The sequence below is a fragment of the Paenibacillus catalpae genome, assembly GCF_900112695.1.
Taxonomy (GTDB): domain Bacteria; phylum Bacillota; class Bacilli; order Paenibacillales; family Paenibacillaceae; genus Pristimantibacillus; species Pristimantibacillus catalpae.
Genome location: NZ_FOMT01000003.1, coordinates 815,315 through 838,099, shown reverse-complemented (window position 1 = coordinate 838,099; position 22,785 = coordinate 815,315). Strand labels below are relative to the sequence as shown.

Here is a 22,785-nt window from a genome sequence, read left to right as displayed (position 1 = left end):
GGTATGTACTTTAATATTGAACATTTTCTCTTTTAGTACTTCTTCAGTGTCACTTTGACATCCAACCATTGTAATAATTATGACAAATAGAATAATTATGACAGAATGCTTCAGATATAAAACCTCCTTCTAATATTCATAAAAACGGAGAAACGTTAAGTTTTCACCCATATATTTGGAAGTACTATTTTGACGTTAGAAATTATCTTTTGTTGCGCTAATCTGCCCGTTACTTCAACAACAAACAAATGCAGCGGATCTCTGATCTGCTGCTTTGTTCATGTTTGTATTTTTACATTTCGAATGCCCTTTAATGATAATGAATAGAAACATTTCATAGGTGGCAAACTAAAATTGCCAAATTCCCCCTTAAAGAGATTATTTACAACGACATAAGGTCGGCGTTGATTAACGGTAATATCATCAAGAACGGAGGCATGGCGTAATGTTTAGAATAATGCTAATCACTGTCTTGTCTCTGACTTTATTAAACTCAAGTGTCGCCTACGCTGAAAATATCTATCCGTATGACAAAAAAATCAATGGCGATATTTCATCTTTTGAAAATCATATTGGTCAAGACATCCTCATTCCTACATGGATACCTCCAGAATATGACCAGGTAAACGTCCAATATGCTGAAAAAGAAGATCACTTCTCTATTTCCTACGCAATGGCGCACAAGCACGATGGAATCATTTCATTGCTCGTACAAAATGGCGAAGTCATTAATACGGTTCATTTCAGACAGATGACTCTGCGTAATGGAAGGACCGCCTTTTATGGTGAACATAGATTGCGCCCATTTCATTATGTACCTAGAGAAGCAGAAGAAGTATTTCTTTATTTTTATGATGGCAAGCTACTCTATACGCTTAGTATGGCTTCTAGAGCTTTTAGCTCGGCTAAGATGAAACGAATTCTTATAAAAGTCGCAAATTCAATGAATTAAGCAGAAAGCGAGATATATTACTTCTTCAATAAAGGTTGGCGGTATAACCACGATGCTAAAAAGAATGCTTATTACGGTTTCCATGTTATCGCTTCTATTTTCACATGCTGTTTACGCCGGAAGCGTCCACACTCCTCCTGACAAGCCTGAACAAGATTCAAAAGAATTAATGTATCAAGACATGTTAATGTTGTTTCTTTTGCCACATATGCAGCAGAAGATCGATGAAATCTATGCACCATTGTTGAAATCCTCACCTGAAATTTATCCCTATTTTGTTGATGTTCAGGACGTGCAACGTGTAAATGGATTTCGGGGCTTTCACTTTTTAATTACTTTAAACGTTGTGCCTACAGTTGGTCCTCATATAGCTGTTGGAGAGGATCGTCTTACATTCGACATCTCTCCTGTTAACCCCCACAACGTTAAGTTGATAAGTTGGAAACACTTAAAGGATCCGAAAAAGTCCGACTTTCCACCGAATTACCAGGATCTACTAAAACGTTAGGCCAGTATAGCAGCCAACAGGGAGGAATGATTACGATGCTAAAAAGAATGTTTGTCACGGTTTCCATGTTATCGCTTCTATGTTCAAATGCTGTTTACGCCGGAAGCCGCTATCCATACGATTCAAATATCAGAAGCGATATTTCAACGTATGAACAGCAAACAGGTCAGCATGTGCTTACTCCAACCTGGCTGCCACCTAATTACGAGCAGATTAACACCAGGTTGGCGGGAAAGAGACTTCTCGCTATTACATATGCACAGGAGCACAGACATGATGGATCAATCGATATGCAAGTAATCAGTGGAGTTGCTGAGATAAAGGATATCCATCTATCCAAAATTAAGCTGGAGAACGGGAGAACAGCCTATTTTAAAGAAGAGCGCTTAGAAGGTCCTTTCGATAATGTTCCTTCTGACAGTGATTACGTAAGGCTGTACTTTTACGATAGTGGTCTTTTGTATACGCTTGGTATGGGTTCGAAAGCGATAAGTACGGTTAAAATGAAGCGGATAATCATTAAAGTCGCAAATTCAATGTCGTAACGGAGGGAGAGCAAATAAACAGAGAAATGCCGATAACCTAATGAGGATGATAAATAGGCTGTTTAACTTCGGTTCGGTGCGGAGCCAACTGGAGGAAGCTCTTTTAAACCATAAGATAGGTGCAGTTCCAGCAGACTTTAAGTGTGGTCCAGCAGATTAAAAGCTCAGCGGATTAAGCTGAGCTTTTACTTTTGATATCATAGAGGCGCCTATTCGTTCAACTAATGTTCTCCTTTAGCTTAATGAGCTGTCCCCTGTCATGTTAACCAGTAATTGAATGGGACCAAGTACCTTTGAGATGGAGTTGCATATGATTAAAGAAATATCTGTATAACATCTCGGGGGTTTCAAATATGAAAAGAACACTTATAATCCTATTTGGCTTCTTTCTTTGTTCTTATTTCTTTGCTTTGTTTATATTTAATAAACCTTCAGTAACTTATCAAGAAGCTGTTCAAATTGCTGTAAAAACAACTCCTATGACTGAAGGCTATCGCATAAGCCAAATAGAGGGTGGAATTAATAGATCATTTATTTTAGACACGAATCCCAGTTACAGGTTTATTGTGATTACTGTGAAAACAGAATCAGGATTACAACACAAGGAGTATAAGATTAAAATTGATGGGAAAACAAAAGAAATTTTGGGCATAGAGGCAATAGTATAAATCACTTAAGTTTGCTCATTGTTAGTATATTAAAATGGAGCAGTTGCCAACTGCTCCATTTTTCAACTATCGTCTCCCGTTAGCTCAATGCCAAATTTGATTTAACGAATAATATCGTGAAATTCTCCTTCTTCAGGATCATTGATAACAAGCCACTGTGACTGTATGACATTGAATTCTTGCAGGCAATGATCGAGAGCTTCAGCGAGCGTTTCAAACCATAAATCAGCAATACAACTCTTATCTTCTTGTGTATCATACAAAAAGACATACGCACCGATATCTGATTCGTAAACCATAACTTTTCTAACTTTCTCCACTGGCTCTTCAAGTAGAGCATACATCCGCACTTCTATCCCCCCTTATTGTTCTATTCATTATCCTACCATTAAACGATACTCCCTTTAGTTCAACAAAAACGCAGCCGAACATAATACGCCGGCTGCTATCGTTTGCTGAACTAAAGTTCACCGTTAGCGTAATGCGCATTTTGTTCTAGGACAAATGTTTCGGCTTGAATAATCAGCGATTCTAATTCCTTGACCGTGTCAAGGACCAATTCGTTTTCAAGATATTCAGCACTTAAATTTCTGTAATATTCCTTTAGCTCTGATAAATTTGTAATCAATTGATTAGGTAATGGATTTTCACTTCGTTCAGCCAGACGTTCCGACCATATTGTTTCATTACTACATATACAATGTATTATCTTTAATTCTCCCCCTCTTTCCCTTACCCATTGGTCTAAACTTAATACACTGTTATTGTCATTAAAGCCGAAATCGAGAATGATGCTCGCATCTGCATCTATAACCGTCTGTAATAATCTAAAGAGGAAATCAAAACATAATTTGTTCCTTGAACTATGTTCTTGAATAACACTTGCTGAAGCGTCATAAATATCATCCTTATGCAGTACCACCAATTTCAGTCTCTTACTAAGCTCATTCGTTAATGTTGATTTTCCAGTTCCAGCCATACCCCTAACTAAAATGATTTTTGACATAGATTTCTCCCTTAGTTCAGTGGATAGATAATAAATATCTTCGTCATCATTATCCTACCAATTAGTTTAGAAAACGGCAGCTCAGTAAGTTGGGCTGCCGTGCTGTCTTTATTGAGCTAAAGTTCTCCGTTAGCGTAACTTTCCATCATCTTATGTGTCCTTCTTAAAGAGACCCGTAACCCCCAAAATTACACCTGCAAAAACAAGATAAATTTCGTTTTGACCCCTAACTATACCAGAATAATTCAAATACAATGCTATTAGTACACACAATATTCCTAAGCACATCAACTTTATTCCGTTCATCTTTGTACCCCTCCTGTCAAAGTTTCTTTCTTCTGTGAGTACAACTAGCAAGCCTTTCTTACTACATACCACATATTTACTTTTAAGTTGCGCTAAATTGCCCTTTACTTTCAATTCAACAAACAAAAGCTGCAGCGGATCCTCTGATCTGCTGCAGCTTTATTGATTGAACTAAAGTTCGCCGATAGTTCAACAAATTTAACGAATAAAACTAATCAAGACTACTGAAGCACCCATTAACAATATAATAGAAAATAAAAAGTAACCTAGAATCCTTAAAGGACGTGGCATTGAGTGTAAATCGACTTTTCTCAGTGGTCCCCCACCCTCAATATTTTGAATAGAGCGAAGGTTCTCATCGACATAGTTATCGTCAGTGTACAAATATTCCTTTTCGGGATTGGTTTCATGGATGTTGTTCTTGCTCATTTCCAAGTCCCCTCTCGCATCATTTTATATGTAAATTTTACCATGTTTGTGGTGCTAAATGTAACCCTGAAATCACCACGCTAAACTGCCCTTTAGCTTAATAAAATAGATCAACTGCCGCCGGGCAAAATGCTCTATAATGGTATGAAATAACATGCCCCTTTAGTTGAACAAAAGGTAGCCTCATGCTGTAGAATATGACAATCAATTCAGCAACCCTATCAATTATCACTGTAATCCGTAATGTGAGCTAGTTCTGGAAAGATAAGAATTATGACATATCGTGTACTGACGGATTCCGAAATCGAATTCGGGAGGAAGCCAAAAAAATTTTAAACGCTACTGACATACTGTTGTCAGTAGCGTGTTTTTATAATCTGATTAGTAACCGTAAAGGAGTAGAAGATAAATGCGAAGTATTTTTAGCCCAAAATGATAGGAAACAGTATTGTATTATTTATTATAGGAAGGATGGTATCTCGTGAATTTTGCTTCTGTACGTATCATTACCGACGACGTGGATCGTCTCGTTAATTTTTATGAGAAAGTCTTGGGTGTTTCGGCGGAACGCCCCGCGCCCGTCTTTGCCGAACTCGTTCTGCCCTCGTGCACCCTGGCGATCGGCCACTCCCAGACGGTGCAACTGTTCGGCGCTGGTTCCGCAGTGGCGGCCGACAATCACACTGTCATCATTGAGTTCCGTGTCCACGATGTCGATGCCGAATACGAGCGCTTGAAGCGGTTTGTCGACGAGTGGGTAAAGGAGCCAACTACGATGCCATGGGGGAACCGTGCTGTGCTGTTTCGCGATCCCGACGGCAACCTGGTTAACCTCTTCGCGCCAGTGACCGAGGAAGCGATCAAACGGTTTAGCGGTAGGCGCTAACGGACATGAAATTTAACGGCTGCTATCCGTTGTTTTCAACCGCTGAGAGGCAAATCACGGATCTCAAGCTTTCGTTGCTGTTGTCCATACAAACCGGCGAACGCAGCGGCAATCGCCATAAAGATTGCGCTGGATGCTACGCCGAATTGCAAGCCGTACCGTTCGACTACCAAGCCTCCAACGATGGGGCCGATAATCTGTCCAGAGGCAAAAAAGGCAGTGGCTATGCTAAGACATGCCGCATACGCGTGGTAAGGGACATGACGACGAAGAAGTGCAGTCGTCATCAGCGGCGGGGTTATAAAGGACACCAGTCCAACCATGGTTGCTCCGAGCGCGGTAAACATCATATTATTGGTGATTACCCCGCTCACGCCAATCGTTCCCAAGGTTAACCCCGTCGCAAGCGTATGCCCGCTCGGCCATCGATCAATGGCTTTGCCTCCGATCCATCCGTTAAATAAACCAGCAAATCCGATTGCGGACCATATCAACCCGGCATTGAGGGACGGAATGCCTTTGCTCACCAGATACGGAATCAAATACGTGAAATAGATGATGTATCCTGAGCCGAAGAAGAAATAAGAAAGGATTAGGAACATGTGCTTCTTCGGATCCAGCAGGAGACGATACACATTTACACTTTCTTTTCCCCGTGGCTTCAATTCGGTCTGCGAGGGTATTTTTTCGGATCCCCTTTTTCTGGTGACGAACTCAAAGCCAAACGCGGCAATAACCCCAAATACGCCCATGATCACCCAAGCATACCGCCACCCCTGTAAATGAGAAGGATCTATGGTATAGGGAGCGAATAAACCCGTCACTAGAATGCCGGCAGATCCGCCCAGCCATATAAGCCCCGATGCCACTCCTCGTTCCGCCGGTCGAACGGCCTCCATAGCAATGGACAGGACCAACACTGTAGCGAAGGCAGATAACAATCCAATTGCGAACCGCCAAAGCCCAAGTTGAGTGAAATGATTACTAAATGCCGAGCCGATCAAAGTCAATCCGAGCACTAAACACGTCATCCGATTAATGACATGTTTGCGGTCTGGAAACCGCGAGATCAGGGGAGAAAGACATAATGTCCCGACCAAATAACCGATAAAGTTAACTGTCCCCAATATACCCAACTGTCCGTAGCTCCCCCCGATCACCCTCTGTATCCCAGGTAAGAACATACCGTAGGAGAGCCGGGAAAAACCGAGTATGACAACAAACAAAAACGATGCCCATAGAGTAACCCGATTAAATGCGGATTTTGTTCCCATATCCCAACCTTCCCCCAAATAAAGGACGATCAATTTATATAGCGCACTAGCTATTTGCGCGACTCTCCGCTGAACCTTAGTCATAACCTTGTGGTGTGGCTCTACTGGATATATGTCTTCTGCTTGGGTGCTATCCTTCTTGCAAAACAATTTCCGCTTCGAAGCCCAGCTGTTCACACAGCTTGTGAATACGGCGCATGTCCTGTGTGCTGGTAATCCACTCGCACCCCAAGGTCGATGCCTCGTAAGCCGCCCATTGTAGGATATATATTAAGGCATCCGCATGGGCTTCCTTCGTAGCGTAGTCCTCCAGCACCAGAGCGCCGCCGTGGACGGAAGCACGTACGTATGCCCAGTATTGGTCAGCAAAGCTGCGGGCGACAAAACGCGTTTCTCCATCCGACCGGACCTGCGTTGAGAGCTCTTGTAGCCATTTATTATAGGCGCCGGACCCTGTAGGGGCTTTCGGATTCCCCCATTCAAGCGAATCGGCGGCCAGCTTCCGCAATTCATAGTCCCCAGCTACGTACTCCCACTGCTCATTATGGAAAGAACCTAGGAGAGTCGGTCTGAAGCGAACTTGCCACCTGCGTTCGCCCGTGGAGATGCCATTAGCATGAAGCAGTTCGGATACGGGAACCAAGGCAAGACCTTTGGCGTGGGTATGGAGTACAAGCGATTTAACGGCTTGCGGCGTCTCTTTGGCGATTTCATTGGCATGAAACATAAAAATCGACCCATTGATCAGCTTAGGTAACACCCGCTCCACAAGCTGCGCGCTTGGCGGTCCAGACCAGTCGACGGTATCCTCCCCCTCGACGACCAGATACTTCCACTCCCGCAGCCATTCCAAATTCTCCTCCCGGTAAGAGGCATAAGGAAAACGCATGAAGGTCGGAGCCGGCCTTCCCGTTGCTTCTTGATAAGCGAGCTCAGCAATCTTCAGCTCTTCGAAGAATACGGCTTTGGTCACATCTGCCATTCTGCGGTGATGGTAGGTATGCGTTGTGAGCTCATGACCTCTGGCCAGCATTTCTCTTGCTTTGGCCGGGTACCGATCGAACCACTCACCTGTTAAAAAAAACGTCCCGCACGCGCCTCCCTGCTCCAAAGCATCGAGCCATGCGTCAATAGGAATCCGCATCGGACCGTCATCAAACGTAAAGGCACAGTGAGACACCGATGGATTGCCGCGAGTAATTACCTGTTTTGTCATCATAAATCCCCCTTCTGAGGTATCCTTCCACCATGATACCGTTGAACCTATTGTAAAATCCCGGGAATGTTTTGTAAAATTGAATAATATGAACAAATTGTTTAAAAAAATCAAACAAAGGTGATGACAATGGATTTTCGAGCTTTAAAGACCTTCGAGGCTTGCGTGCGTCATGGTCATTTTCTGAAAGCCGCCGAGGAACTCCAATATGCACCCTCTACGGTAACTCTGCAGATTCAGCGTCTCGAAGATGATCTTGGCGTTTCTTTATTTGTGCGCGACGGAAAACGCATGATCGTGACTGAAGCCGGCCGATGGCTCCATCATGAAGCCGCGGCTTTACTGAAGTCGATCGGAACGATGAGACAGACCGTCTCGGATATTGCTGCGGGAGACAGCGGCTCGGTGCGTTTTGCCGCTATCGAGCCCGTGGCAAGCCAGCAGCTAGCGAGCGTTGTAGCTGACTTTTGCAAGATTCGACCGAATGTGGAGTTAACAATGGAAGTAAGCGGCAGCCGAACGATCGCGGAAAGGGTTCGGTCGGGCGAGCTGGAATTCGGCATTTGCGCAGCTCCACCTTCAAACCTCATGCTGGAGTTTGAGCCGCTGATTGAGGAAAGATTAGGGGTCATGTTAAATATTAATCATCCATTAGCCGAGCAAGATAGCATCACGTCGAACGACCTCGCGGGGCTAACCGTACTAGTCAAAGAGCCGACTTGTGTCTATCGAGAGCTTTGGGAAACGGCTATTTATCCAACGAGGCGAAACCTATTTTCTTGCATGGAGGTTGGAAGCTTCTTTGTCATTCAACAAATGGTAAAGGCAGAGTTCGGCATCGGGATTGTACCGATTTACAGTGGTCTGGAACAGGAAGGCTCATTGGTTATAAGACCAATTGCCGACTTGAATCCTGTCATCTCTATAGGTATCGCTTATAAAGACAAACACTTACTAGGCAAGGCAGCAATATTGTTAATGGAGGCAATTAAGGTCATCCGTGAAATCCCCCATTAATGGTCGGAATTACCCTTTAATTCAATAAAAACGGCAGCCAAACGGCTGCCGTTGTGTTAAAGTATTCTTTCGGTTAACCACAAGCCACCTAATAAAAAAGCTATCACTGAGCATATATTGACTGCTCTCACTGAATATCTCCATTTCTGAATCAAGAGAAGAAGCGGCAACAAGATGGCAAGGATTCCTAGCTGAGCAACCTCTATTCCTAAATTGAAACTAAATATATTAAAAGCTAAATAGTTTTTTGCCAGATGCATCCCTTTTAATAAATCGGCAAACCCCATTCCGTGAATTAAACCAAATACAAAAGTAATCATCCAGCGGTTCTTCACATCTTTTTTGAAAATATTCTCAATAGCAACATAGCAAATGCTAAGGGCAATCGCTGGTTCGACGATAATAGATGGGACATTAATAATGTCAAGCACCGTTAAGGTCAAGGTTAAGCAGTGCGCGATTGTAAATGCCGTAATCACCGCCGCATATTGTTTAATCGTTTGCCTTGCAATTAACAGAGAAAAAATAAATAACAAATGGTCATAGCCGGTTAATATATGTTCCATGCCTAGTCTTAAAAATGAAGTGAAAGCCGAGATCACCTTATGCCCCCCCCTGATGAGCTAGTAGTTTTATTTTGGAGAAAACAAAACTAGAAATGGCATTGATTAATAAAACCGCAATGACGGAACCCCACATTAACCATAGGGATAGCGTTGTCAGTGGATCTGCATAAATTTCTATTAACGCGTTAATACTTGTCTGCCTTCCACTGTAAATCGTCACGTAATAAGCCATAAACGAAGCGGCCGCCATATGCAAGCCACTCATGCTAACATAAGCCACTCGGCCTGATTTCATGAAGAACGGGGCGAACAGTCTTGTAAGGATCATAAAAAAGACAGATAAGCCAAATAGCCAACAGAAAAACCGAATGTTCGTCTCCGGTTCTCGCGTGATGATCAAGGTGAAAATAGGACCCAGCGTAATGAGGCCAAGCAGTTGCAACGGCCTGGCAAGCTGCCTTGCATAGCTGCGTAAATGAAAATGCCGCCAAAATCGAAGCGAAAATAACGATACAACCACCACGAAAGCATACAAAAGAGTACCAATAAATCCATACAGCATGTTCCGCTGCTTGATAATCCCGCTTTTTTTTAACGCGTAATTAAAGTCTTCACCCGGGACATTCAGCGCAATTGCCTGATCCACAGCCCGAATGGCTTTGCCGAAACGATGCTGTTTAACGAGAATGTCGGCATACAGCTGCAAGGCTGAGGCCCTGTCCTCACTTGATATGACGCCTTTGCCGAAGCTATCCATGTATTGTTCCACATGCTCTCTCGCCTCTTGGTAGCCGGCCGTTTCATAATACTTGTTAGCCAAGTAGAGCTGCATGTCGGGCGCAATCTCTGAGTCCTCATGCTGCGAAAGTATGGTTTCCACTTCCTCCAATTTTGCTTGCATGGTCATATGATCTTCTTCCAACTGAATGCGTCTAAAACGTTGCAAGATCGGCCAATCGGAATGTCTTTCATTGAGATAGGCTATTCTGCCCTGAAAGTCATCCGAAAAAATACCTTGGGGGAAGTGGTTCAGATACGCTGTATAAAAAAACAACGCCTTCTCAAAATCAAATAAGTAATCGTCGTAAATATGAGTTAATTGCTTGTACACCATTTCATTGTTCAGATCCGGTTCCTTAGCGAGCAGCTCTTCCAGCGTCATGGCCGCCTGCTCATAATCGTTGGCAGCAAAAAATTGGTTCGCTTTATTGCTGTATTCCTTTACGAGTTCATCGGAGCTGCCTTGAGCCATGCTGGTGCCGGAAATCGTAATGAAGGTTATAATCGTCATCACCATTGAAGCAAGTACGTAATGCGCTCTTTTCTTATTCATGAGGTTCTCTCTTCCTGTGCTTAGAATGGTACAAGATGCAAATTGAACATCCGATCGACGAACCAAAGGAAACCAATAATAAAAATGGCCGCGGAAGATACAGTGGTTATTCTTCCAAGAGAGAACTTTTTCTTTATCGCATAGAGAAGAGGAAGCGTGATTAATAGAATCATCAGCTGTCCAATTTCTACGCCGACATTAAACGAAACGACGGATCGAACAAGATTCGATTTATCCGCGACATATTCCTGAAGAACGCTGGCAAAACCAAACCCATGCACCAATCCGAACATAAAGGTGACCAGCCATCGATAATTGATCTGCTTTAGGAACAGGTTTTCCACCGCGATATAACAGATGGATAGAGCAATGACGCTTTCGACAAACTTCGCGTTTAGATTGACAATATGCAAGGCAGCCAGCAGCAAAGTAATACTGTGCGCCACGGTAAATGCCGTAATAATTTTCAAGGCCTCTTTGGCGGACAGTCCGATCACAATCAAAGCAAGCAAAAATGCGATATGATCATACCCGGTTAAAATATGTTTAATTCCAAGTATGAAATAGGTAGAGATTTCAGACAAGAATGCGGCCGATTTATCCGAGAATTCCCAAACAGCATTGTTGGAGTCAAATATATATTGCAAGTCCGGCTGGGTCTTATCGAAGACCCCCTGAACCGAATCGTCATCCGCATCGGTAAAATAGATATAGCCAATATTCACATGCTGACCTTTGGTCTCTTCATCTAATAGACGGTAGTTAATTTTTACTTTGTTTTCTGTCCAATCGAAATCGACATCATTGATTCTCAGCCATATGACCCAAAATGTTCCTTCTCTCTTTAAATGATCTACCTTTATCGGATACTCGCGGTCATTGATGGAAACAGATAGCTTCTCATCAATGTAAGGTTGAAGGATGTCGTTTGTTAGAACGCCGAGCTGATCATCGGTGAGATTCTCAAGATCATATCCAAGCTCCTTAATCCCCTTCAATTGTTGAAATATAGCGGGGTCGAGCTCTATTGTGGACAGAATTCGATCCTTGCCAAAAGCCCATTTCGATGCTCCAAGGTACATGTCGTGAGCAAATATGGGGGTAACTCCGACAAGCAATAAGGCGATTCCCAGGATCAATGCCGCTAGTTTTCTGAATCCTTTTGTAAGCATCACGATGCACTCATTTCTTCATTATGTTAGGTGCGGCCCATAACCACTTGCCAGTAGGCAAATCAGGCTGAAACCAATATCTTTGTACCTACCTATTAATACTATGAAATAGATGTGTGCCGAACGTTAATTTCATATTAAGGTCTCGTAAATCATATGCATTCAAAACATATGCAATGGCGGCGAAAGGATAGACACCCTAACGCCGCCATTTACATTAATTATGCTTCTGGTTTAATTTTGTAGGCTGCCTTACTTCTGCAGCAGCAGATAGAGACGGTAGATCATTTGTGCGGTTTCCGCCCGTGTTGCCTGACCGGTCGGATTCAGCACCGAAGCGCTGCCTTGAACGATGCCCGCTTTTACCATATCGGCAGCCGCATCGACCGCGTAAGGCGCGAGCTTCGATTTATCCTTGAAGCCGTTCAGCTCTGCCGGATCGCCGTTCATGGCCAGCTTGCCGGTCACTTCCATCGCGCGGCTCATTAGAACCATCATGTCCTGACGCGAGATGTTCGCGCGCGGATTGAACTCGTTGTCGCCCGTTCCGTTCGCGATGCCAAGCGCCTTAACGACGCCAAGCGCTTGATAGTAATAGTCGCTCGATTTCACGTCGCTGAAGTTGGACGTTACGTCAGCCTTCAGGTCCAGCATGCGGACGAGCATTTCCATAAAGTCTGCTCGCGTAATTTGCTTGCCCGGGGCGAAGGTTGTGGACGTCGTGCCGTTAATAATGCCTTTATCGGCGAGCACTGCAATGGCGTCTTTCGCCCAATCGTAATGCGAGTCGACGTCTTTGAACGGGTTAGCCGGAATGACAGGCGTTCCGCCGTTGCCCGGTGTGCCGCTGCCGTTACCTGGTGTACCACCATTGCCCGGTGTTCCTCCGTTACCTGGTGTACCACCGTTGCCCGGTGTTCCTCCATTACCTGGCGTACCACCGTTGCCCGGTGTTCCGCCGTTGCCTGGTGTGCCTCCGTCGCCCGGAGTTGTCGTATCCGCATTTGTATAGACAACATAGAGATGCGCAACTTGATCCGCGTTGTTACCTGCGCCTTCAAAGGATTCAGCGGATCTTGTACCCTGACCGGTGAGAAGGAAAGTCATTGCGTTCCCTTCCTTCCAATCATCCATATTTACGATTTGCTGAACCAAGGATGCCAGGTTAGGAGTTTGCTGGTTCGGACCGGCTTCGTGTTCGACTGTCCATTCCGGTATATCCTTCCAGCTTACAAAATCATTCGATTTCACGCGTGATGAAATATTACCCGGTTTATCCGGAAGCGAATTTGCAACTGCTTCCGCATAAATATTCACGTTAAACGGATTAAGGTTGTTATCTGGCTCGTCAACGGAAAACTGAACGTAGGCATCAACAATTTTTGCCCCTTTAGGAAGAGCGAGGCCAGCAAACCGAAGACCAATCTGTTGCGGTTTGTCCGTTGAGCCTTCCATGATAATTTCCAGATCGGAACTATCCATATCCAGAGATCCGTCCGCTTTTTCTTCCATATCGTCATAAGGGCTCTTAATTGGCGATATGAGCAAATGGGAATCTCCGCTTGGCAAAGAGCCAACCAGAATGGATACCTTATTGCTGTCAACGGTTATTCCTTGCACGGTAACTTCCGCCTCAATCGTTACGGACGTTGCGCGAAGAGGCTTATTTTTCACCGTTACAATGCCGTCAGCAGAGATAGCTACGATATCATCGGAGCTTGATTTGTATTTGACCTCGGCCGAAGAAAGATCCATGGCCGCTCCCAAATTGTCCTTCGCCGATAAGCTTAACTTAGCGGAAGAATTCGCATCGCCGGTCAACGTATCGTGATCCGATGCTAACGTTACTTCAGCCAAACCGTCAGGATTTTTGACATTGATCGTTACCGTATTGGATTTCACAATCTCGCCTGCGTTATAGATCTCAGCCCAAACCTGAACCGATTCATTAAACACGGGTTTCTTCTTGACGGTCACTGTTCCTTCCGATGCAATGGAAACCAAATCGGGTTTATCCGTTTTGTAGCTCATATTGGCATTCGACAGATCCACATTGGCATCCTTACTGTCAACGGCCGTCAAATCAAGCTTAACGCTGCTTTCAGGCACGTCCGTTTGCAGCGTATCTTTATCCGCAGCAAGAGTTGCCTTGGCAATATCCAAATCTTCCTGCGTTGTGTTGTGAACCGTGATGGTCTCGATTTCCGTGCCGTCAATCCTCTTGGAAGTCACTTTCATGGTATCCCCTTGAACATCAAACATAGTCAAGAAGTACGACTTGTCAGCCTTGACGATATTCGGCCAGCTTGGGTTTACATCGTACGATGGAGCGCCGCCGCCGCCGGAAGTAAGGTACTCGATCCCGTCAACTTCGGCGCGGGCATAGTTATGATTGTGTCCGTTAAGATACAGCGGCACCCCGAACTTCTTCAGGAGAGGGTGAATGTATTCTTGGACATCGGTATTGTTCTCGTGCGTACCGGCACCCCAGGCAGGCTGATGGCCCATTACGATTTTCCATGGCTTGTCCGTAGTGGCAAGATCGTTTTCCAGCCAGTTATACTGTGCCGAGCCTTCCTTAAAGTCCGCATATTCGTCGATTACCGAAACATGGACCGGACCATAATCGAAGGACCAGTAGAAGTCATCCACGTACGGATACGGGTAGTACTTCTCATAAACGGAACCAACGCCCTCATGATTGCCCCTTGCCCCCATCATCGGCACCTCTGTTTGGAGAGCGTGCATCTGTGGATAGGCCGATTCAGGCACGAAATATTGAGCGGTCCAGTTGCTTTCGGAGTCGCTTGAAGCAATATCCCCGCTGTTCAAGAGAATCGATTGGTAGGCCGGGTCTTCGGCATACGCCTTCCGAGCTAGGTCGGCTACCTTATCCTGATATTCCGGTTGGGTACGGCTGTCGCCGTAAGAGAGAAACTTCACGGAAGTAGCGTCATTTGCAGGAGCAGCGACGAACGAACCTGTCTGACCAGCTACCTCATAGTAATACTTCGTACCCGGCTGCAGCCCGGTGATTGTGTACTTGTGCTGGTTGTCGGCACCGTACGTTTGAACGGTCTCCTGCCCCAACGAATAAGTCGTGTCTGTCCCCCACTTGATCGTATTCGACTGGTTATCGCTTGTCTGCCACATGACGCTCATCGAGGTGTTTTGTCCCTCGAACAGTAAGTATGGCCCCTTAACGATCGTGCTTTCAGCCGACACGTTGTAAGCACCAATAGTAAACACAACCGTACATACAAATAGAGCCAAAGTTAAACCTTTCCACTTGGCTTTTAACTTAACTTTCACTTTGTCATCCCCTTCTCTGTCATTAGCAGTCGGAACCATGGAACCCCTGTTCGGTCTCTTCCATACTCAATCTAAAACCAATTAGAACCTCCTCCTTACCCCGCTGACGTCCGGCACACCACCTAATCTGCTAGTATGCTTTGCTTTCCCTGTGTACCACGAAAGGATTGCGGAATTCACAGATATTCCTGTTAACCAACTGCCAAAATTATTATACTAGTAAAATATTAATTAAAATTTTAAGATAATATTAATTTTAAAGTAACCCAATTCTAACCATTGAAACCGCGTCACCCGGCATTAGAAGGTGCGGCATTTACAATTTCGTAATCTAGCATTAACATTCCTCTGATCATACTTTTCTACAATAATCGACATCACATCCCAAGAGGAAAGAGATGGACAGCCGATGAAATCCATGTTCACTGCAAAAGATTTTGCGGTTACGCAAGCGAGCGTAGCCGCACTGCTTTTTTTATCAATCCCTTTGTTTAATGTCATCGGATACAGCAACCATAAGCTGGAGGCCGTCCTGCACGGATTAGGAGCGACCGTCACCGTGATCATGAGCTGCCAAGCGCTTCACCTGACCTATCCCATGCTGCGGGGCAAGCAGGGAGCCGCGGCCAACCTGGAATGGGTGCTCTGGCTCACGAACCTATTGGTTCTGATAACGATCGCGCTCGGCAACTGGCTCTACATTCCTTACCGAGGTCCGGACGGTCCCCAGCAGTGGCTGATGTACCATAGCCCCGAGGTGCATTTAATCGTGATGGAATATAAAGAATTCGTATCGCTGTACCCGCTCCCCTTAGGAATCGCGGCGGCCTTTTTATTGCGCCGGTTTCGCCATAATCTCACAGCGGGCTCGGCGCTTACCGGAATCATCGCTTTGCTGGTTACGCTATTCTGGATCTGTTTATTAATCGGCTTTGCGTGCGGAATCGGCATGACGAAACTGAAAATGGTATGATTGCAACCTGGTCGATAGGGAGTGAAAAAAAGTGAAAGAATCCAAACAACGAAAAACGGGCGAAGTCGCCGCCATCCTGCTTTCCGTATGGCTTGGCATCGCTGCGACAACGGTCAGTCACATATGGAGCTATTACAATCCGCTGCAGGCTAATCCCATTTTGCTGAAGATGGGTTCCTGGATCCCTTCTTGGTGGGCCATCGGTCCTTACACCGGAAAAGAAACGGCTGGACTCGTCGTCTGGCTCTGCACATGGGCGATATTGCATTGGACGCTCGGACGAAAAGAGGTCAATCTAAAGCCGTGGACAATCGGATTTACGATTGCTTTTATTGCCAATCTGATCATTCTCTGGCCTGCAGTCTACCACACTATATTGTGGTGGCCTTCCCTGCCGAACACATTACCGGGAGGAGAGGGTTAGACTTATGGCGTCCTTATACAAATATAAGCTTTCATTATCGATGCTCGTGTTGATTGGCATTCTGTTTTGCTCGTTCTATTGGACAAGGGTACCAATGGAGGGCTCCAAGTCAAGCGCCCCGGCCGGGGCATCGTTTCGGTTTGGATATTTCAGCCAGCAGGAAGGGGAAATCGGGGAATGGATCAAGCAATTCCGGGACATTTCGTTTTTTGCCGCGTCCAACCAATTGTTGCAGCAGCAACCGGAAGCGCAGTCGTTTCAGCTTTACCCTGTCTATGACGGTTCTACAACGGAACAGCTCTTTAACCAAGCTTATCCTCATGTGCCTGCCGAAACTCTTCCGGGTTATGGGAAATCTGTCTACTCAATTACGAAAGGAACCGCCAGACTCTTCTTCCTCAATGCCGATCGGTTAAAAGATGCGGGAGACGGACAATTGGATTGGATCCGCAAGACGATTAATGGAAATAAGCAAACGTTTGCCTTTGCTTGGCTAAGCGAAGATCCGAAGCTTCCCGAGGTTTGGACTGCATTCAGGGAAGCCGGCATAAGCGCGGTATTCATCCGCAATTCCGTCTACGTGCTTGATTTAGCAGTTACCCAAGAGCCATCCGAATATCAAACCTCTAACTATGAGGACTGGAAAGTGTGGGACTTGTCCGAGCTGAATGAAACGCCTTTCATTACGGTACTGGAGGCGCATGATCATGCGTTGACCATTAAGGCAGAGAAAGAACATGGACAGGTCCTGGATCAATTGGAACTGAATGCGGACAGTCTGGCTTCGTGGGACCTTTCGACATTACAAGAGAAACAGGACATCTCCCTCGTGGGCATTCAATCCTTATGGCACTATCATCCGGGTGACGATTCAATCAAATCCGCCTTACCGGAAGGGGTGGACTTGGTGGGAGAAGGTCCAATTATTGAAACTTCCCACACGGAATCGGTTCCCCTGCCGTCATACGATTGGCGCAGTCCGGACTACGATGATTCCGACTGGAAAACCGGCAGATCTCCTTTGGGCTATACGAATAACAAAGAACTTCAGACTTATATTCAAAGCAAATTGGAGTCCGGCTCGTCTCCGACCTATTATTTCCGCAAATCGTTTGAATGGAATAGCGATCCGAAGAAATTGTCTGATTTATTTTTGCATATCGCCTATGAGGATGGTTACGTTGTTTATCTAAACGGTCAGGAAGTCTCTCGGGATGCCATTCTAACCGGAGTACTAACCGATTCCTCGCTCGCGATTCCGAATGAATTTACCTTCTATCGCAGAGTTGATTTAAAAGCCCATTTGAACAAGCTTGTAAAGGGGACCAATGTCATTGCTGTTGAAGTACACCGCGGCCATCCCGGAGCGCCCAATTTATTATTTGACCTCGGCCTGTCTGTCGAATCCAATGGGGAGGAACGTAGATAATGCGGACAAACCTGCAGACTAGCATTGGAAAACCAACGAGGAGTAACGTTACGTCATGCTTGGCAATCGTTTTTCTGGTCTTGTTAATGACCGGATGCGTTCCTGCTCCAAAAAGCTCGATTCCGATTGCCGACATCTCCCTTACGAACAACCATCTGATTGTCCAAAACGAAACCGGATTTGTATGGTTTGATGCAAAAATCACTATCGACGGCAAGTATACCTATGAAGCACCGATGATGACTTCCGGCAAATCCAGCGTACCGTTAGCGAAATTCATTGACGATCAAGGCCGTAGTTACAAGCGTGGCCGGTGGAGCATCCGCCATCTGAGAATTGATATTACCGACACGTTGGGCGGTAAAAAGCACTTTAGTTGGTAAAATTATTAGAATATTTATACCTCGTGCAATAATATCTCTTCGCATGTTTGTAAACGTTTTGGGTAGAATAGTCTCCTTGGCTGTTTTTGGATCTGCTTGGATCCTTAAACGTTACTAAGGAGTCTTTTTTATCTAGAATTGACTTCTCTATGATGGGATAAAGTCGGAATGTGACGTCAGAATTATTGAGAATATAGCACCGGAAAAGCTTGATGTATTAAGAGTCACTTTCAAAATTATTGAGAAAGTAATTTCCGAAAATGGCTTATTGAAGCCTGGTTTTCATAATTCCTAAGGATATCCCAAAATGTCACTTTGCATAGTTATACATTGTTAGTTGAAGCCCTTGTCCACACTAGTTTTTCACTGTTTCTTTACCTTGTAGATAAACCTGCTGAATAGCTGTAATATCTTTCTGTGGAATCTCTATGCGAAAATCACCATTTGGGTGCCACTTTGTCGGCACTTACATATCTAATGGTGAGTAGTAGCTTTCCGTCTTTTTCTTGCATGGTATAACCGCTATACGCTGATGCACTGGATTCAGTAATACCGGTAAACACCAATTTACCGTCCGTTATTTCTGATTTGTTAATTATAATGATGTCAGGATTAACGGGAACTCCACGAAGTACATAAAAATAGAATAATGCTGCAATTAAAAAGATAAGCACGCCGCCAAACAATAATAGTATTAGCTTAAATTTCAAGAACCCCGACCATTCAGTTATTTTCATGAACCAACACTCACTTTTATGAAAATTATCTTTCACTTATTAGACGAGGTATTTATTGGAAAGTTTCTCAAACCCTTAAACTATCCCTGCCCACTCGTATTAGCGACACAAAGAGCAGTTTCCGCTTTGGCAAACTGCTCCTGAACGTTGAACTAAAGTCTCCCGTTTAGCGTAACGATCCGGTGAAGTGTTCTCAAGTATCACCTGCTGGAAATTCACTGAATGCGTTCATTTTAGATATAAACTCAAAGTAAGACACACGCTCATGCGATACCTCAGATTATGGAGGTAATTGCGTTCTTTCATTGTAGCTTAACAAGAAATTCCCACTATCAGTAGCGCCTCTGCTTCTTCTTTTGACTCCATATTACGTTTGTGAACCTGAACTAGACCTTTAGGTAATCAACTACTACAGGATGAGTTCAGAACCTTAGAAATGAACATATCCAACATGATTTACCTCGCTCACCTCACAGCGACAATTTGTCGTAGTCGATTTACACATGGCACGCTATAAGAACAAACACAAACAAAAAAAGTGCTGTCGTACAAACACCACAGACAGCACTTTTTAATGTATAGGATGACCTACCTGCTATGACTTTCGTATTTACCTTATCCGTTACTCGATACTCACTACAATTTTTCCGACTTGCTTTTCACCCATAGCGCGATAAGCATCCTCAATTTGATCAAAAGTAAATAACCGCTCGTTCAAAATTGGTTTTAACAAACCTTTGTCATAACATGCCGCAATTTCGCGGAGAATCTCGCCATGATGCGCGCGCCCATTGCCAGTAAGTAAAGGCATGAGTGTAAATACACCCGAATACGTTCCCGCACGGAAAGAAAGAGGCGCGAGACTATGCGTTCCCCAGCCCAGTATACTTACCACGTGACCCGTATACTTTTTAACGGCATGGAAAGAATTATCCAACGTTATGCCCCCTACGGTATCCAGCACGACGTCGAAGCCTTCTCCTTCAGTATGCGCTAGCACATAGTCTTCAACCGATGCGACCGTATAATTGATTGGCGTGGCACCTAGGCCTTTGATGACAGTTTGACTCGCTTCAGATCCGGTCGCGAACACTTCAGCACCTCGCATCTTGGCAAGCTGGATGCCAATATGACCGACGCCCCCCGCTCCACCGTGAATGAGCACCTTTTGTCCCGACTGGACCTTTGCTTGATCAATGAGAGCTTCCCATGCGGTAATGGCGATCAACGGCAATGCAGCTGCTTCTCGCATCGACATTTTTAACGGCATTTTAGCCAGTAAAGCTGCATCCACCGCGGCAAACTCTGCCAAAGAACCTTGAATACCGCCGACGCCGCCAGTCATGCCGAAAACAGCATCTCCAGGTTCGAATCCAGAAACACCTTCTCCAACTTCTTCGACAATCCCTGCCATATCAAGCCCCAAAATTGCAGGGGTCGTTGTACGGGTATGTGCGGCTACGCCATCGCGTATTTTTAAATCAAGTGGGTTCACACCGCTCGCTTTGATTTTAACAAGCACCTCCCCCTTTCGTGCAACAGGCCGTGGAGTCTCTCTGATTGTAAAAGGTTCTTTAAATTGCTCCAAAATCGCGGCTTTCATTGTAGATATCGTCATGAATGGATCTCCCTTCCTTCGGTACTTGAGTTAATTTATATTGAAATATATAAGAACTGCGATTCGAAACCAATTACGAAGCCGGTCTTTATGATCATAGATTTGGGTCGTGATAATAATCTCATCGGCTGAGGTATCCTGCAGCAGCTTCTGCATGGACGTTTTCAATTTATCACGACCTCCGATCGTTAGGCTGCGATACATCGAATTATGCTCGAGCATATAAACGGAACCGTAGATTATGACAACGACGAAAATAGGAAATTCCCAGCAGCAAGAAAGCAAAGCCGGTTACTAAAGTCAAGATACCAAGTTCGTTGAAATAGAACGTCGACAAGTAAATGCCTCGGTCATATAGGCATGCATCAATAACCCGATGATGTTCCACATTTCTTATCAACCTTTGAACGGATTAGAGTTATCTACTTTCTGCGCTGTACCTGTCTCATTCGCTTTCGTAATCGCATCCGCCAAACGGTGGCGCTTAACAGCATGCGCGAAATCAGGTGTTACATGCGTGCCTTCGCGAAGATCTTTGGCGAAGCTTGCATAGACATATCCAACGTTGCCAAGCTTGCTCGGTCCGTCTGGAATGTCTCTAACGATATCAAAATATTTGCTTGGAACTTCCATTTCGGTAAGATTCGTTTGTTCGCCGACGCCTCCAAATAATTTCAGCTCTGCTTACTCAGCAGAGCCTTTTTTTTGCTTATTAGTTTGTTTTTATTAAAATCTAAATCATTCTTTACCGATCGTTCTCAATATGTTAATATAGGTTTGCGGACAGGGCAGTAGAACTGTCACTGCTTGAATTGCGCTGCTTGAATTGCGTGTAGTGATTACAGCGACAAAGACAACGAGAAGGAGGAAATCATCATTAAACCGCTTTAGCAGTCTAAGGAAAATTTTTTTAACATAATTAGAATGATCATTCCCGATAATTCGAAGCGGTACTAATTTAAAGTGGAGGCCAATCTTAATAATCATCAAGGCTAGGTCAAAGGGCTATATAAAATAGATCTTGAAGGAGAATAACAAAAAATGACTACAAAAGGGAACAATATGGACGGCAAGGTTGCTTTTATTACTGGAGGAAATCGTGGTATCGGATTGGAAACAGCACGCCAATTAGGCAAACTTGGCGCCACTGTAGTTATTGGATCGCGCGATTTGGAGAAAGGGAGAGTTGCTGAGGATACACTTCGTTCGGAGGGAATCCAGGTTGAAAGTATCAAATTGGACGTTAATCTAGCCGAAGACCTTCAGGCTGCCTACAATTTCTTTGAACAGCGGTACGGTAAGCTTGATATGTTAATTAATAATGCCGGGATACAGATAGAGATTGAGGATCTTGCGCCCATTAATGAAACAAGTACAGTTTCGCCGGCAGTTTTGCGTGAAACCTTCGATGCCAATTTTTTCAGCATGGTTGAATTAACTCAGCTACTGCTGCCGTTGATTCGCAAAGCCCCTGCCGGAAGAATTGTTAATGTGTCAAGTGCGCTTGGATCGAATACCCTGCATTCCAATCCCACTGCTCCAATTTACGATGTCAAACTTCTAGCTTACGATGCCTCGAAGGCAGCTATGAATACCTTTACCACTCATCTTGCACATGAGCTTAAGGAAACACCAATCAAAGTGAATTCTGCTTATCCTGGTTGGGTGAAGACTCCGATGGGCGGTAAATACGCTGATATGAATCTTGAAGATGGCAGTAAAACAAGCGTGATGCTTGCCACGTTGCCTTCGGACGGACCGACAGGCAAGTTCTATCATATGGACACAGAGTTACCTTGGTAATTATGGTGATTAGTGGATAATCGTGTTAATACAGCGAGCGTTTTCCCAATATAACGGGAGAGCGCTCGCTTCATTTCAATACTCAAACCCATACTTACCTTCCATTATTATCTAAAGAGCTATGTGACAATAATATTAGAAATTCGACGTTTCCTAACAAATCTCCTACTTTTCCCTTTTTAACCGAAACCATAAATTGATCCAACAAATGCTGTTCTAATTCATGTT

24 protein-coding genes are annotated in these 22,785 nt (G+C 44.6%); 11 read left to right on the top strand and 13 right to left on the bottom strand.

Features of this window, described 5'->3' with window-relative positions; translation table 11 throughout:
• Positions 1-445 precede the first annotated feature (445 nt).
• The 4 genes from BM200_RS17325 to BM200_RS17310 all read left to right on the top strand — a co-directional run bounded on the left by BM200_RS17325 (position 446) and on the right by BM200_RS17310 (position 2,673).
• The gene (locus BM200_RS17325; protein WP_091187696.1) at positions 446-952 is read left to right on the top strand and encodes a hypothetical protein; all 507 of its coding nucleotides are present in this window, start codon (positions 446-448) and stop codon (positions 950-952) included.
• A gap of 52 nt (positions 953-1,004) precedes the next feature.
• Positions 1,005-1,460, top strand: a complete 456-nt coding sequence (locus BM200_RS17320) for a DUF3888 domain-containing protein (protein WP_091187694.1) — start codon at positions 1,005-1,007, stop codon at positions 1,458-1,460.
• A gap of 35 nt (positions 1,461-1,495) precedes the next feature.
• Positions 1,496-2,005 carry a hypothetical protein gene (locus BM200_RS17315; protein ID WP_091187692.1) on the top strand — a complete coding sequence of 170 codons (510 nt, stop codon included), beginning with the start codon at positions 1,496-1,498 and terminating at the stop codon, positions 2,003-2,005.
• 353 nt (positions 2,006-2,358) lie between these two features.
• Positions 2,359-2,673 (top strand): hypothetical protein, encoded by a 315-nt coding sequence (locus tag BM200_RS17310; protein WP_091187690.1) that lies wholly within the window; start codon positions 2,359-2,361, stop codon positions 2,671-2,673.
• A gap of 101 nt (positions 2,674-2,774) precedes the next feature.
• On the opposite strand, the gene BM200_RS17305 is transcribed toward BM200_RS17310, so the two are convergent.
• From BM200_RS17305 to BM200_RS17295, 3 genes are all read right to left on the bottom strand, one after another.
• Positions 2,775-3,017 carry a hypothetical protein gene (locus tag BM200_RS17305; protein WP_245773076.1) on the bottom strand — a complete coding sequence of 81 codons (243 nt, stop codon included), beginning with the start codon at positions 3,015-3,017 and terminating at the stop codon, positions 2,775-2,777.
• A 116-nt stretch (positions 3,018-3,133) separates the two neighbouring features.
• Entirely contained in the window at positions 3,134-3,679 is a 546-nt protein-coding gene (locus tag BM200_RS17300) for a P-loop nucleotide/nucleoside kinase family protein (protein WP_091187686.1), read from the bottom strand.
• 504 nt (positions 3,680-4,183) lie between these two features.
• Complete coding sequence (locus BM200_RS17295; RefSeq protein ID WP_091187684.1) at positions 4,184-4,414, bottom strand: hypothetical protein; 231 nt, start codon at positions 4,412-4,414, stop codon at positions 4,184-4,186.
• 481 nt (positions 4,415-4,895) lie between these two features.
• Between BM200_RS17295 and BM200_RS17290 the strand changes: the two genes are divergently transcribed.
• Positions 4,896-5,300 carry a VOC family protein gene (locus BM200_RS17290; protein ID WP_091187682.1) on the top strand — a complete coding sequence of 135 codons (405 nt, stop codon included), beginning with the start codon at positions 4,896-4,898 and terminating at the stop codon, positions 5,298-5,300.
• Positions 5,301-5,335: 35 nt separating this feature from the next.
• On the opposite strand, the gene BM200_RS17285 is transcribed toward BM200_RS17290, so the two are convergent.
• Entirely contained in the window at positions 5,336-6,574 is a 1,239-nt protein-coding gene (locus BM200_RS17285; protein WP_091187954.1) for a YbfB/YjiJ family MFS transporter, read from the bottom strand.
• A 130-nt stretch (positions 6,575-6,704) separates the two neighbouring features.
• A complete protein-coding gene (locus tag BM200_RS17280) occupies positions 6,705-7,793 on the bottom strand; it encodes a polysaccharide deacetylase family protein (RefSeq protein WP_245773064.1) in 1,089 nt (362 codons plus the stop codon).
• A 126-nt stretch (positions 7,794-7,919) separates the two neighbouring features.
• Between BM200_RS17280 and BM200_RS17275 the strand changes: the two genes are divergently transcribed.
• On the top strand, positions 7,920-8,807 hold the full coding sequence (locus BM200_RS17275) for a LysR family transcriptional regulator (protein ID WP_091187677.1): 888 nt from the start codon (positions 7,920-7,922) through the stop codon (positions 8,805-8,807).
• Positions 8,808-8,863: 56 nt separating this feature from the next.
• Here BM200_RS17275 and BM200_RS17270 read toward each other — a convergent pair whose 3' ends face one another.
• The 4 genes from BM200_RS17270 to BM200_RS17255 form a co-directional block, all read right to left on the bottom strand.
• Complete coding sequence (locus tag BM200_RS17270) at positions 8,864-9,409, bottom strand: HupE/UreJ family protein (protein ID WP_245773063.1); 546 nt, start codon at positions 9,407-9,409, stop codon at positions 8,864-8,866.
• Position 9,410: 1 nt separating this feature from the next.
• Entirely contained in the window at positions 9,411-10,706 is a 1,296-nt protein-coding gene (locus BM200_RS17265; RefSeq protein WP_091187675.1) for a tetratricopeptide repeat protein, read from the bottom strand.
• Between the two features lie 20 nt (positions 10,707-10,726).
• A complete protein-coding gene (locus BM200_RS17260) occupies positions 10,727-11,878 on the bottom strand; it encodes a HupE/UreJ family protein (RefSeq protein ID WP_091187674.1) in 1,152 nt (383 codons plus the stop codon).
• A 252-nt stretch (positions 11,879-12,130) separates the two neighbouring features.
• The gene (locus BM200_RS17255) at positions 12,131-15,190 is read right to left on the bottom strand and encodes an S-layer homology domain-containing protein (RefSeq protein WP_175532905.1); all 3,060 of its coding nucleotides are present in this window, start codon (positions 15,188-15,190) and stop codon (positions 12,131-12,133) included.
• A gap of 409 nt (positions 15,191-15,599) precedes the next feature.
• On the opposite strand from BM200_RS17255, the gene BM200_RS17250 reads away from it, so the two are divergent.
• Genes BM200_RS17250 through BM200_RS17235 form a run of 4 tightly spaced genes read left to right on the top strand, consistent with a single transcriptional unit; the run spans position 15,600 to position 18,399 of the window.
• Entirely contained in the window at positions 15,600-16,163 is a 564-nt protein-coding gene (locus BM200_RS17250) for a hypothetical protein (RefSeq protein ID WP_091187672.1), read from the top strand.
• A gap of 31 nt (positions 16,164-16,194) precedes the next feature.
• Positions 16,195-16,587: a hypothetical protein gene (locus tag BM200_RS17245; RefSeq protein ID WP_091187670.1), complete on the top strand. Its 393-nt coding sequence runs from the start codon at positions 16,195-16,197 to the stop codon at positions 16,585-16,587.
• Between the two features lie 4 nt (positions 16,588-16,591).
• Positions 16,592-18,016, top strand: coding sequence for a hypothetical protein (locus BM200_RS17240; RefSeq protein WP_091187668.1), 1,425 nt, complete (start codon positions 16,592-16,594; stop codon positions 18,014-18,016).
• Positions 18,016-18,399 (top strand): hypothetical protein, encoded by a 384-nt coding sequence (locus BM200_RS17235; RefSeq protein WP_091187666.1) that lies wholly within the window; start codon positions 18,016-18,018, stop codon positions 18,397-18,399. Before BM200_RS17240 ends, BM200_RS17235 begins: the two co-directional genes overlap by 1 nt.
• A 437-nt stretch (positions 18,400-18,836) precedes the next feature.
• Here the strand turns inward: BM200_RS17235 and BM200_RS17230 are convergent, their stop codons facing one another.
• The 4 genes from BM200_RS17230 to BM200_RS17220 form a co-directional block, all read right to left on the bottom strand.
• On the bottom strand, positions 18,837-19,136 hold the full coding sequence (locus BM200_RS17230) for a hypothetical protein (protein WP_091187664.1): 300 nt from the start codon (positions 19,134-19,136) through the stop codon (positions 18,837-18,839).
• Between the two features lie 622 nt (positions 19,137-19,758).
• Complete coding sequence (locus BM200_RS17225) at positions 19,759-20,754, bottom strand: zinc-dependent alcohol dehydrogenase family protein (protein WP_091187662.1); 996 nt, start codon at positions 20,752-20,754, stop codon at positions 19,759-19,761.
• Between the two features lie 30 nt (positions 20,755-20,784).
• Positions 20,785-20,922, bottom strand: a complete 138-nt coding sequence (locus tag BM200_RS30050) for a hypothetical protein (RefSeq protein ID WP_175532904.1) — start codon at positions 20,920-20,922, stop codon at positions 20,785-20,787.
• Between the two features lie 228 nt (positions 20,923-21,150).
• Entirely contained in the window at positions 21,151-21,387 is a 237-nt protein-coding gene (locus BM200_RS17220) for a hypothetical protein (protein WP_091187661.1), read from the bottom strand.
• A 408-nt stretch (positions 21,388-21,795) separates the two neighbouring features.
• On the opposite strand from BM200_RS17220, the gene BM200_RS17215 reads away from it, so the two are divergent.
• Complete coding sequence (locus BM200_RS17215) at positions 21,796-22,557, top strand: SDR family oxidoreductase (protein ID WP_091187659.1); 762 nt, start codon at positions 21,796-21,798, stop codon at positions 22,555-22,557.
• Positions 22,558-22,785: the final 228 nt, after the last annotated feature.

Bases quoted from the DNA above. Each gene is read 5' to 3' on its own strand.
- BM200_RS17280 (WP_245773064.1), bottom strand. From the start codon at position 7,793: ATGATGACAAAACAGGTAATTACTCGCGGCAATCCATCGGTGTCTCAC.
- BM200_RS17275 (WP_091187677.1), top strand. From the start codon at position 7,920: ATGGATTTTCGAGCTTTAAAGACCTTCGAGGCTTGCGTGCGTCATGGT.
- BM200_RS17295 (WP_091187684.1), bottom strand. From the start codon at position 4,414: ATGAGCAAGAACAACATCCATGAAACCAATCCCGAAAAGGAATATTTG.
- BM200_RS17310 (WP_091187690.1), top strand. From the start codon at position 2,359: ATGAAAAGAACACTTATAATCCTATTTGGCTTCTTTCTTTGTTCTTAT.
- BM200_RS17220 (WP_091187661.1), bottom strand. From the start codon at position 21,387: ATGGAAGTTCCAAGCAAATATTTTGATATCGTTAGAGACATTCCAGAC.
- BM200_RS17300 (WP_091187686.1), bottom strand. From the start codon at position 3,679: ATGTCAAAAATCATTTTAGTTAGGGGTATGGCTGGAACTGGAAAATCA.
- BM200_RS17260 (WP_091187674.1), bottom strand. From the start codon at position 11,878: ATGCTTACAAAAGGATTCAGAAAACTAGCGGCATTGATCCTGGGAATC.
- BM200_RS17230 (WP_091187664.1), bottom strand. From the start codon at position 19,136: ATGAAAATAACTGAATGGTCGGGGTTCTTGAAATTTAAGCTAATACTA.
- BM200_RS17315 (WP_091187692.1), top strand. From the start codon at position 1,496: ATGCTAAAAAGAATGTTTGTCACGGTTTCCATGTTATCGCTTCTATGT.
- BM200_RS17320 (WP_091187694.1), top strand. From the start codon at position 1,005: ATGCTAAAAAGAATGCTTATTACGGTTTCCATGTTATCGCTTCTATTT.
- BM200_RS17285 (WP_091187954.1), bottom strand. From the start codon at position 6,574: ATGGGAACAAAATCCGCATTTAATCGGGTTACTCTATGGGCATCGTTT.
- BM200_RS17250 (WP_091187672.1), top strand. From the start codon at position 15,600: ATGAAATCCATGTTCACTGCAAAAGATTTTGCGGTTACGCAAGCGAGC.
- BM200_RS17265 (WP_091187675.1), bottom strand. From the start codon at position 10,706: ATGAATAAGAAAAGAGCGCATTACGTACTTGCTTCAATGGTGATGACG.
- BM200_RS17225 (WP_091187662.1), bottom strand. From the start codon at position 20,754: ATGACGATATCTACAATGAAAGCCGCGATTTTGGAGCAATTTAAAGAA.
- BM200_RS17325 (WP_091187696.1), top strand. From the start codon at position 446: ATGTTTAGAATAATGCTAATCACTGTCTTGTCTCTGACTTTATTAAAC.
- BM200_RS17305 (WP_245773076.1), bottom strand. From the start codon at position 3,017: ATGTATGCTCTACTTGAAGAGCCAGTGGAGAAAGTTAGAAAAGTTATG.
- BM200_RS17240 (WP_091187668.1), top strand. From the start codon at position 16,592: ATGGCGTCCTTATACAAATATAAGCTTTCATTATCGATGCTCGTGTTG.
- BM200_RS17235 (WP_091187666.1), top strand. From the start codon at position 18,016: ATGCGGACAAACCTGCAGACTAGCATTGGAAAACCAACGAGGAGTAAC.
- BM200_RS17215 (WP_091187659.1), top strand. From the start codon at position 21,796: ATGACTACAAAAGGGAACAATATGGACGGCAAGGTTGCTTTTATTACT.